This is a genomic window from Streptomyces sp. CC53 (assembly GCF_001865245.1).
Classification (GTDB): Bacteria; Actinomycetota; Actinomycetes; order Streptomycetales; family Streptomycetaceae; genus Streptomyces.
In genome coordinates, this window is sequence record NZ_MKXB01000082.1 from 2,218 (window position 1) to 12,663 (window position 10,446).

The window sequence follows — 10,446 nt, forward strand, 5'->3', positions numbered from 1 at the left end:
CACCGCGCCCGTCCCCGCGCCCACGCACCCGCACTCCACCGGCGCCCCCGGCTCCGCGGCCGCGGCCGCCGCCACCGCGGCCCGACCGGTCGCCCCGTCGGGGCGCGCCCGCCACTCACCGCCCCGGCCCAGGTCGAACAGGCACGCCGCCGGCACCACGGGCACCACATGAGTGGGCTCGGGCCCCACCCGCACCCCGCGCCCCCGCTCCTCCAGCCACCCCATGACCCCGGCGGCGGCCTCCAGCCCGTACGCGCTGCCACCCGTCAGGACCACCGCGTCGACCTTCTGCACCAGGTTCCGCGGATCCAGCGCGTCCGTCTCGCGGGTGCCCGGGCCCCCGCCCCGCACGTCCACGGCGGCCACGGCGCCGCCCTCCGGCGCGAGGACCACCGTCGTTCCGCTCAGGGCGGAGCCGCCCGGCACGCGCGCGTGCCCCACCCGCAGCCCCGCCACATCCGTCAGCCCGTCACCGGGCGCGCCGACCCCGGCAGGGGTCCCGTCCTTGGCATCCATGCCGCATGCCTAGCACGCGGTGCGCGCGCCCGGCAGCGCGCACCGCAGGATCACGCCGCCGCGCCCTCAGGGACCCCCGTCCCGTCCCGCCGGTCCGCCCCCCGGGCCGTCAGCACCACCCCGGCCGCCACCGCGGCCGCCGTGACGAGCCCGGCCGCGAGGACGGCCCAGTGCCCCGCGAAGGTGCACAGCAACACCCCCAGCGCCGCGCACGGCAGCACGAGCTGCTGCGCCAGTCCCACCTTGAAGTAGCGGGCGTGCAGCAGCCACACCAGCAGCAGGTACAGCGCGGACGGCAGTGTCACGGCGGCCGCCGCCGCGAGGTCCGAGAGGTGCGCCGCCCCCACGGCGTGCTCCACCGACACCTCCAGGCCAGCCCCGACCGCAGCCGCCGAAGCGAAGATCAGGTAGTGCCCGTAGCCCCACAGGAAGCCCTCCCGGTTGGACCGCAGCCGCGCGTGGGCGGGCACCACGAAGTAGATCCACCACGCGGAGAACACCAGCAGCAGCCCGCCCGCCGCGATCGGGGCCAGGTCGTCGAGCGCGTCGTTCTCCGCCACCCCCGACTGCACGGCGACGGTCGCCGCCGCGATCGTCTCGCCCAGCACGATGATCGTGAACAGCCCGTACCGCTCGGCGATGTGGTGCGCGTGCCAGCCGGACCCGAAACGACGCTCGGCGAAGGGCGGCACGGCCAGCTCGGCCGCCGCCATCACCAGGAACACCCACGGCGCCGCCCCCTCCGGCCCCAGCACCAGGGCGCTCCAGCCCACCTGGCAGGCCATCACCCCGCCCGCGTACCGCAGCGCCATCGTCCGCTCGGCGCCCGACGCGTTCCGGGCCACGCGCAGCCACTGGGAGACGAGCCCGAGCCGCATCACCACGTACCCCAGGTACACCAGCAGCCAGTCGCCTTCGTCGAACGCCCGGGACACCCCGGCCGCCAGCACCAGCACCCCCGCGATCTGCGCCAGCGTCACCAACCGGTACAGGGCGTCGTCGTTGTCGTACGCCGACGCGAACCACGTGAAGTTCATCCACGCCCACCACACGGCGAAGAAGACCATGAGGTACTCCACGAGCCCCTCGCCCGTGTGCCCCTCGGCGACCGCGTGCACCAGCCCGGCGACCGCCTGGGCGACCGCCACGACGAAGCACAGGTCGAAGAACAGCTCCAGGGGCGTCGCGGACCGGTGCTCCTCGTCGCGGTCGCGTGACACCAGCGGCCGCACCGGCCGCGCACTCACAGAAGGGTGTGTCATGCGTCACAGCACAGCAGATGCCGTGGCCGCGCACCGGACGGGACGCGCCGCGAAGCCGTCGGCACCCCACCCCATGTGTGAACGCCTTCACCAGCGGGACCTTCGGCGGGCGGTCAAGGTCCAACGCCGCCCCGCGGCAGCGCTCCCGCCCGCTGCAATGGAACCGAGAACGTCACCCACCGACGAGGAAGGCAGCACGGGCGATGACGACAGCACCCGCGAACGCCGCCGTGAACAGTGCCTGGGACGGATTCAAGGGCGGACTGTGGCGCGACACCATCGACGTCCGCGACTTCATCCAGCGGAACTACACCCCGTACGAGGGTGACGCCTCCTTCCTCGCCGGGCCCACCGCGCGGACCACCGCGCTCTGGCAGTCCGTGGCCGACCGGTTCCCCGAGGAGCGGGCGAAGGGCGTCCTCGACGTCTCCCACGACGTGCCGTCCACGATCACCGCCCACGCCCCCGGCTGGATCGACCGCGACGCGGAGCTGATCGTCGGACTCCAGACCGACGCCCCGCTCAAGCGGGCGATCATGCCCAACGGCGGCTGGCGCATGGTGGCCGGAGCCCTGGAGACGTACGGCTACCCCGTCTCCGCGCAGCTGGAGAAGGTGTTCACCGAGTACCGCAAGACGCACAACGCGGGCGTCTTCGACGCCTACACCGACGAGATCCGCGCCGCCCGCAAGGCCGGCATCGTCACGGGCCTCCCCGACGCCTACGGCCGCGGCCGCATCATCGGCGACTACCGCCGCGTGCCGCTCTACGGCGTGGACGCGCTGATCGCCGCGAAGCAGCGGGAGAAGGAGGAACTGGACGCCCTGCCCTCCGGCGCCCGCACCCTGGAGGAGACGATCCGCCTGCGGGAGGAACTGGCCGAACAGATCCGCGCGCTCGGCGAGCTGAAGCAGATGGCCGCCTCGTACGGACACGACATCGCAGGACCCGCCGCGACCGCCCACGAGGCCGTGCAGTGGCTGTACTTCGCCTACCTGGCGGCGGTGAAGGAGCAGAACGGCGCCGCCATGTCCCTCGGCCGCACCTCCACCTTCCTGGACGTCTACCTCCAGCGGGACCTCGACGCGGGCCGGATCACCGAGGAACGCGCCCAGGAACTCGTCGACGACTTCGTCATCAAGCTCCGCATCGTCCGCTTCCTGCGCACCCCCGAGTACGACGAGCTGTTCTCCGGCGACCCGACCTGGGTCACGGAGTCGATCGGCGGCATGGGCGAGGACGGCCGCACGCTGGTGACGAAGACCTCCTTCCGCTACCTGCGGACCCTCTACAACCTGGGCCCTGCTCCCGAGCCCAACATGACGGTCCTGTGGTCGCCGAGCCTGCCGCGCGGCTTCAAGGAGTACTGCGCGAAGGTCTCGATCGACACGTCCTCCGTCCAGTACGAGTCCGACGAGCTGATGCGCCCCCGCTTCGGCGACGACACCGCCATCGCCTGCTGCGTCTCCGCCATGCCGGTCGGCAGGCAGATGCAGTTCTTCGGCGCCCGAGTGAACCTCGCCAAGGCACTGCTGTACGCGGTCAACGGCGGCCGCGACGAGAGGTCCGGCGCCCAGGTCGGCCCCCGCACGCCTCTGCCCACCTCCGACACCCTCTCCTACGACGAGGTCAGGTCCCGTTTCGACGCCCAACTGGACTGGCTTGCGCGCGTGTACGTGCACGCCCTGAACGTCATCCACTACATGCACGACAAGTACGCCTACGAACGCCTGGAGATGGCCCTCCACGACCGCGACGTCCACCGCACGATGGCCTGCGGCATCGCGGGCCTGTCCGTCGCCACCGACTCCCTCTCGGCCATCAGGCACGCGAAGGTGACCGCGGTACGCGACGACACCGGCCTGGCCCGGGACTTCACCATCGAGGGGGACTACCCGGCCTACGGCAACAACGACGCCCGGGCCGACGACATCGCCGTGGAGCTCGTCCGGGACTTCATGGCGAAGCTCCGCACCCACGAGACGTACCGGAACGCCGAGCACACCCAGTCCGTCCTGACGATCACCTCCAACGTCGTCTACGGCAAGAAGACCGGGACCACCCCGGACGGCCGCCGCGCAGGCGAGCCCTTCGCCCCCGGCGCCAACCCGATGAACGGCCGCGACCGCCACGGCTACGTCGCCTCCGCCCTGTCCGTCGCGAAACTGCCCTACGGGGAGGCGGAGGACGGCATCTCCCTCACCCATACCATCACCCCCGACGGCCTGGGCCGAACCCCCGAGGAGCGGGTCACCAACCTGGCGGGCGTCCTCGACGGCTACATGGCGAGCAACGGCTTCCACATGAACGTCAACGTCCTCAACCGCGACACGCTCCTGGACGCCATGGAGCACCCCGAGAAGTACCCGCAGCTGACGATCCGGGTCTCCGGCTACGCGGTGAACTTCGTCCGCCTGACCCGGGAGCAGCAGACGGACGTCCTGAACCGCACCTTCCACGGCACCCTCTGACACCCGGGAGCGCCGCCATGACCGCGCCACACGACCACCCCGCGCCGGTGTGCGCGGCGACCCCCGCGGCCGCGGCGACCCATCGGCCGCCGGTGGGCTCGGTCCACTCGTGGGACCTGTCCACCGGCGTCGACGGCCCCGGCACCCGCTTCGTCACCTTCCTCGCCGGCTGCCCGCTGGCCTGCCTGTACTGCCACAACCCCGACGCGATGCAGCTCCGCAACGGCCGCCGCATGCACGCCGGCGAAGTCGTCGCACAGGCCGCCGCCTACACCACCTTCATCCGTGCGTCCGGCGGCGGCGCCACGGTCAGCGGCGGCGAACCCCTCCTCCAGCCCGTCTTCACCGGTGAACTCCTGCACCGCTTCCGCCACGAGCTGGGTTACCACACCGCCCTGGACACCTCCGGCTTCCTCGGAGCGCGGGCGACCGACGCCCTCCTGCGCGACACCGATCTCGTGCTGCTGGACATCAAGTCCTGGGACCGCGCCACCTACCGCAAGGTCACCGGCCGTCCGCTGGAACCCACCCTGGACTTCGCCCGCCGCCTCGCCCGCCTCGACAAGGAGGTCCACGTGCGCTTCGTGCTCGTCCCGGGCCTCACGGACGCGCCCGCCAACATCGAGGGCGTCGCGGACTTCACAGCCGGGCTCGGCAACGTCACCCGGGTCGACGTGCTGCCCTTCCACAAACTCGCCGAGCCGAAGTGGCAGGCCCTGGGCAAGCCCTTCACCCTCCACGACACCCCCACGCCCACCCCTGACCAGGTGGCCGCGGCCAGGGCGGTCTTCAGCGCCCGGGGCCTCACGGCCGTGTAGCAGCCGACCGCCCCCGGAAGCAGCCGCCCCTGCACAGGTACGCCGCCCAGGTCGGGCACTGACCGGACGGCGGCAGTACGCCCGGCCCTGACACGGCCCCCGTCAACGGGGGCGCGTCGGTCCGTGCACGGGGTGACCACCGCGTTCCCGGGCCCGCGTCGCTCCGGCACGCCGTGTCCACGGGAGCCGGGCGGTCACCGGGTACACGGCCTGGCCGACCCGCTCACACCGGCCGGGCGACCCGCCGTACGCTGGACGCATGCGTACCACCCCCAGCTCCGGTTCCCACCCCCCGGCGGAACGGTCCGCGCCGGAGACCCGGCCGCCGGCACTGATCTTCGACGATCCGCTGGAGCAGCAGTCCGCGGACGACACGGACCGCGGCTGGGGCGACCGGACGCCCACCTCGAGTGACGACCTGACCCGCTTCCTCGACGAGAAGCCCCCGCACCACCTCTGACCGCACCACCTCTGACCTGGGCTGCCTCCGGCCTGGGCTGCGTCTGTCCTGCCCCGCCTCCGTCCCGCCCGGTCTCCGTCGCGCACCGCCCTGACGTGCAGCGCCTCCGGCGGGCTCGGTCCCAGGAGCGGACGGGCTCGGGTGCACACGGCCGTCGACACGGAGGGTCTCCGACGGACATCGCCCCGGGGCGGTCCGGTCCGGCCGTCCGGTCTTTCGCCCCGCCACGCGGTGGTCCGCGATCTCCTGACCTCCCGTCCCCCGGTAGCCCCGCCGCTTGCCGCCCCTACGGGCCGCCCTCCGCGGCGGATCCTCCGGGCCCGCTGTCCGCCCCTTCGGCCGGCCCGGACCTCTGCACCTCCGGGAGCCCGCCCCTCGGCGGCGGGGCTACCCCTTCCGAGAGCCCGGCCCTCCGCGGCGGCCGCCCGCCCTTCCGGCAGCGCGGTCCCCGGTCGGCGTGTCCGCGGGCCTGCGGGCCGCGTGCCGCGTGCCGGTCGGGGCCGGTCGGGGCCGGGCTGCTGCCGGAGCCCGGCCCCGACCGGCCGCCGTCAGCTCCGGCTGCTCGCCGCGGCGGAGCTGTCGCCGCGCTGGTGGACCAGGTGGTCCCGGATCTCCTTGAGCACCTCCAGTTCGGTGACCTCCAGGGTCTCCTTGACGCTCTCGATCTCCTTGTCCCGCTCGACCTTCCGGGCCAGGTACTTGGCCATCGGCAGCACCATCAGGAAGTAGACGACCGCGGCCGTGATCAGGAAGCTCAGCGTCGCGCTCAGGACGGAGCCCCACAGGATCGCGACTCCGGTGCTGACCTCGCCGCCCTCCACCACGCAGGGCCCCTTCAGGCAGAGCTGGTAGCCGTCCAGGTTCTGCGTGCCGAAGGCGCCCACGAGCGGGCTGATGACGCCCTTCACGATGGAGTTCACGATGTTCGTGAACGCCGCGCCGATGACCACCGCCACGGCCAGATCGATCACGTTCCCCCGCATGAGGAACGCCTTGAAGCCCTCCAGCAGGCTTGTCTTGTTGTCCTGGCTCACCACGGTGCCTTTCGTCGACGCAGGTGCAGTTGGCGCAGCCATTAGGCCGTGTCCGGAGGACGGCCGTCCAATCCGTACACACGGACCGGTGACGCCGCAGTGCGCGCGTACGAGTCAGCACAAGGTGACCGCCAGCCGGGACGTGGCACTTGCCGCCGCCAGTTCCGCGGCCGTGGCCCTCGGTACGGACAGCACCACCAGCGCACCTCCCTCGCTGTGACCGGTGCCCGGTGCGGCGTCCGGGACACGTGACACCCGGGCGGCCGACGCCACCACCCGGGCCGCGGGCCCGTCACCCTCCGACAGGCCGGCGGGCGCCGGTGCGGCGATCACGTCGACCCGGTCGCCCGGTTTCAGGAGCCGTACCGTCTCCGGGTCCGCGATGCGTACCGGTGCCGACACCAGGGGTCTCGCGACGAGGGGGCGCGGCGCGGCCGCGGGGGCCGCCACAGGGCTCGCGGAGCCGCGGAGGCCCGAAGCCGCCAGGGCGGCAGCCGTCATCGCCAGCCCGGCCGCCACGGCCCGCCGCCGTCGGCGTGCCGACCAGCCTGGCCGGTACCGGCCGCCCCGGACCCGCAGCGGGGGGAAGTGCGGGACCGTGCCCGTGGCGGGGACGGAAGCGGGCACGGCGGATGGCCGGCCGGCGGGCAAGGAGACGTGCGGGAACGCGGGTGCGGGGGAGTGCGGGCAGGACGACATGGCTCTCACCACCTGGTCTGGGGCCGGTCGCCGGTCCGTTCGCCGGCGGCCCCCCCACCATCCCGCGATCGGGCGTCTCCCGCCGTGGCCTGTGGACGGTCCACCGGTTGTGGACATCTCCCTCACCCGCCAGGCGGAGGACCAGCGGTCAGGGCAGCTCGATGCCCAGGTCCCAGCCGTCGTGCGCATGGGTGCACAGGCATGCCCGGCCGTCGCTCTCCGGCAGTGTCGCGACCGTGTCGAACAGCACCGTCCGCAGCCGCTCCACGTTCTCCCCGAACACGCGCATCACCTCGGTGTGCGAGACGCCCTCGCCGGTCTCGGCGCCCGCGTCCAGATCGGTGACCAGCGCCATCGACGTGTAGCAGAGGCCCAGCTCGCGGGCCAGGACGGCCTCCGGGTGGCCCGTCATGCCGACGACCGACCACCCCATCGCGGCGTGCCACTGCGATTCGGCGCGGGTCGAGAAACGGGGGCCCTCGACGACCACCATCGTGCCGCCGTCCACAGCGGCCCAGCCCTGCCCGTGCGCCGCCGCCAGCGCCACCTTGCGGCCCTCGGGGCAGTAGGGGTCGGCGAACGTCGTGTGCACCACGTTCGGCACCGTGCCGTCCGGCAGCGGCTCCCCGTCGAAGTACGTCTGCGTGCGCGACTTCGTGCGGTCCACCAGCTGGTCCGGCACCAGCAGCGTGCCCGGTCCGTACTCGGCCCGCAGCCCGCCGACCGCGCACGGCCCGAGCACCTGGCGCACCCCGGCCGACCGCAGCGCCCACAGGTTCGCGCGGTAGTTGATCCGGTGCGGCGGCAGCCGGTGGGCACGTCCGTGCCGGGGCAGGAAGGCCACGCGGCGGCCGGCCACCTCGCCGAGGAACAGGGAGTCGCTGGGGCTGCCGTAGGGGGTGCTGACCTCGACCTCGGTCACGTCCTCCAGGAAGGAGTAGAAGCCGGAGCCGCCGATCACGCCGATCTCTGCGTTCGTCGCCATGCCGCTCACCCTAGACGGGGTCCCGGCCGCACCGGCAGGCCCACCCCGCGCCGCCGCCGGCCGGCGAGCGGCCCCGGGCCGGACTGTCCGCCCCCGCCCCGGGCACGCCGAAGGCCCCGCCGTGGTGAACGGCAGGGCCCTGGGTGAGCCGCGTCAGGCGGCGGAGGTGCTGGTGCTCGACGGCGTCGTGGACTTCGCGTCGGACGAGCCGGACGACGAGGCCGGCGCGGACGTCGACGAGGAGGCGGCAGCCGGCTTCGACGATGACGCCGGGGAGCTGCTCGACGAGGAGCCGCGGCTGTCGTTGCGGTAGAAGCCGGAGCCCTTGAAGACGATGCCGACCGCCGAGAACACCTTCTTCAGGCGTCCCTGGCAGCTCGGGCACTCGGTCAGGGCGTCGTCGGTGAACTTCTGCACCGCCTCGAGGCCCTCGCCGCACTCGGTGCACTGGTACTGGTAGGTCGGCACTTGTCTTCCTCCTGGCACTCTCACTCGATGAGTGCTAACGAGCATCCATAGTGACGCATTCCCTCGCGTCAGTCCACCGTCACCGGCACGCGGTGACCGATGCCACGCGCGACGGTGCGGCCCGCGGGGTGCGCCTCCAGCCGCGACCGCAGCGCCACCAGCGTGAGGAGGGCCAGGGCCGTGCCGCCCAGCGGCACCAGGAAACCGGCGCTCGACCCGTACGCGTCCGCCAGCCGCCCTGCCACGGTCACCGCGGCTGCCTGCCCCAGGGCGACGGCACCGGTCAGCCAGGTGAACGCCTCCGTCCGGGCGCCCGCGGGTACCAGGGACTCGACGAGCGTGAAGCCGGTGATCAGCGCCGGCGCGATGCACAGGCCCACGATCAGGCCGACGACGCCCAGCAGCACCAAGGAGTGGGCCGCCCACAGCACTGACGTGGCGGCGGTCAGCGCCGCGTAGCCGAGGACGAGGCGACGGCGGGGGCCGGTCTTCCAGGCGATGGCCCCGACCGCGATGCCGGCCAGCATGTTGCCCGCCGCGAAGAGCCCGTACATCAGGCCGTTGGCGCCGGGGTCGCCGATCTCCTCGGTGAAGGCGGTCAGCGACACCTGCATGCCGCCGAAGACGGTGCCGATGCCGAGGAAGGCCACCACCAGGACGCGCACGCCCGGCACGGACAGCGCCGACGTGCCGCCGCGGCGCGGGCCGTCCGCGGCGATCCGGCCGTGTGCGGGCTGGGTGCCCTTCTGCGCGGCGAACAGCAGGCCGCCGACCAGGGTCAGGGCCGCCTCCGCCGCGAGGCCGGCCGCCGGGTGGACGCCGGTGCACAGGGCGGTCGCGAGGACCGGTCCGACGACGAACGTGAACTCGTCCGTGACGGACTCGAACGCGGCCGCCGTGGACATCAGGGGCGAGCCCTCCAGCTTCGCCGCCCAGCGGGCCCGCACCATGGGGCCGACCTGCGGCACCGAGGCGCCCGTCGGCACGGCGGCGGCGAACAGCACCCACAGGGGCGCGCCCGCCAGGGCCAGCGCCGTGAGGGCCACGCCCGACGCGGCGTGCACCAGCACACCGGGGACGAGGACCGCACGCTGTCCGAACCGGTCGGCGAGCTTGCCGCTCTGCGGGGCGAACAGCGCCATGGAGACGCCGGTGACGGCGGCGACGGCCCCCGCGCTGCCGTACGAACCGGTCGTGTGCTGCACCAGCAGGACGATGCCGATGGTGAGCATGGCGAACGGCTGCCGCGCGGCGAACCCGGGCAGCAGGAACGTCCAGGCGCCGGGCGTGCGCAGGAGCTGCCCGTAACCGGGACGCTTCGCAGCGTCGGAGGTGACCGTGGATGCCACGGCCCGTGCCTTTCTGCCGCCTGGTAGCGCTCACCGGTGTGCCGGGAGTCGCCGAGGGCTGTCCTCTTGCGCGGAAGCGCGGTAGATACCGGGGCCCTCGTCAGGGGTGGGCGGACCCGGCCGCCATACGGTCGCGCCAGCCCTGCATCAGGCAGAGTTGGTCGATCAGTGTGCCTTCATGGTACAGGGAGGTGCTGGAGTGGCACCTGTGAAATGCACGACCCGGCGCCATCGCTCCTGGGAAAGCAGCGTCCACGCGCGCGTAGGCCGGGGGTTGTGCCTCCCGCTCGCCGCGCCCCGGGTCCCCGCCGGCTCACCGCGCCCGCGCTACGGCGCCTCGCCCGCCCGCCCGACCGCCCGCCCGCCACCGCGCCCCGGGCCCGG

General features: G+C 73.5%; 10 protein-coding genes. 3 read left to right on the forward strand and 7 right to left on the reverse strand.

Annotated features, from left to right (window positions below):
- Window positions 1–516 (reverse strand): P1 family peptidase (locus BJP40_RS07265; protein WP_177204326.1); only part of this gene is annotated, 516 nt, incomplete at its 3' end.
- A 50-nt stretch (window positions 517–566) separates the two neighbouring features.
- Window positions 567–1,778 carry a low temperature requirement protein A gene (locus BJP40_RS07270; protein ID WP_071279541.1) on the reverse strand — a complete coding sequence of 404 codons (1,212 nt, stop codon included), beginning with the start codon at window positions 1,776–1,778 and terminating at the stop codon, window positions 567–569.
- Window positions 1,779–1,981: 203 nt separating this feature from the next.
- Here BJP40_RS07270 and pflB point away from each other — a divergent pair, with 203 nt between their 5' ends.
- From pflB to BJP40_RS07285, 3 genes are all read left to right on the forward strand, one after another.
- Entirely contained in the window at window positions 1,982–4,249 is a 2,268-nt protein-coding gene (gene pflB / locus BJP40_RS07275; protein WP_071279542.1) for a formate C-acetyltransferase, read from the forward strand.
- A 17-nt stretch (window positions 4,250–4,266) separates the two neighbouring features.
- Window positions 4,267–5,067, forward strand: a complete 801-nt coding sequence (gene pflA / locus BJP40_RS07280; protein WP_071266555.1) for a pyruvate formate-lyase-activating protein — start codon at window positions 4,267–4,269, stop codon at window positions 5,065–5,067.
- A gap of 259 nt (window positions 5,068–5,326) precedes the next feature.
- A complete protein-coding gene (locus tag BJP40_RS07285) occupies window positions 5,327–5,527 on the forward strand; it encodes a hypothetical protein (RefSeq protein WP_071279544.1) in 201 nt (66 codons plus the stop codon).
- A gap of 548 nt (window positions 5,528–6,075) precedes the next feature.
- Here BJP40_RS07285 and mscL read toward each other — a convergent pair.
- The 5 genes from mscL to BJP40_RS07310 all read right to left on the reverse strand — a co-directional run bounded on the left by mscL (window position 6,076) and on the right by BJP40_RS07310 (window position 10,062).
- Window positions 6,076–6,561, reverse strand: a complete 486-nt coding sequence (gene mscL / locus BJP40_RS07290; RefSeq protein WP_071266551.1) for a large conductance mechanosensitive channel protein MscL — start codon at window positions 6,559–6,561, stop codon at window positions 6,076–6,078.
- Window positions 6,562–6,675: 114 nt separating this feature from the next.
- Window positions 6,676–6,963, reverse strand: coding sequence for an RcpC/CpaB family pilus assembly protein (locus BJP40_RS36225; RefSeq protein WP_319020097.1), 288 nt, complete (start codon window positions 6,961–6,963; stop codon window positions 6,676–6,678).
- Between the two features lie 445 nt (window positions 6,964–7,408).
- Entirely contained in the window at window positions 7,409–8,245 is an 837-nt protein-coding gene (locus tag BJP40_RS07300) for an S-methyl-5'-thioadenosine phosphorylase (protein WP_071279548.1), read from the reverse strand.
- 153 nt (window positions 8,246–8,398) lie between these two features.
- On the reverse strand, window positions 8,399–8,713 hold the full coding sequence (locus BJP40_RS31475; protein WP_079170987.1) for an FmdB family zinc ribbon protein: 315 nt from the start codon (window positions 8,711–8,713) through the stop codon (window positions 8,399–8,401).
- Window positions 8,714–8,781: 68 nt separating this feature from the next.
- Window positions 8,782–10,062, reverse strand: coding sequence for an MFS transporter (locus BJP40_RS07310; protein WP_071279552.1), 1,281 nt, complete (start codon window positions 10,060–10,062; stop codon window positions 8,782–8,784).
- Window positions 10,063–10,446 lie beyond the last annotated feature (384 nt).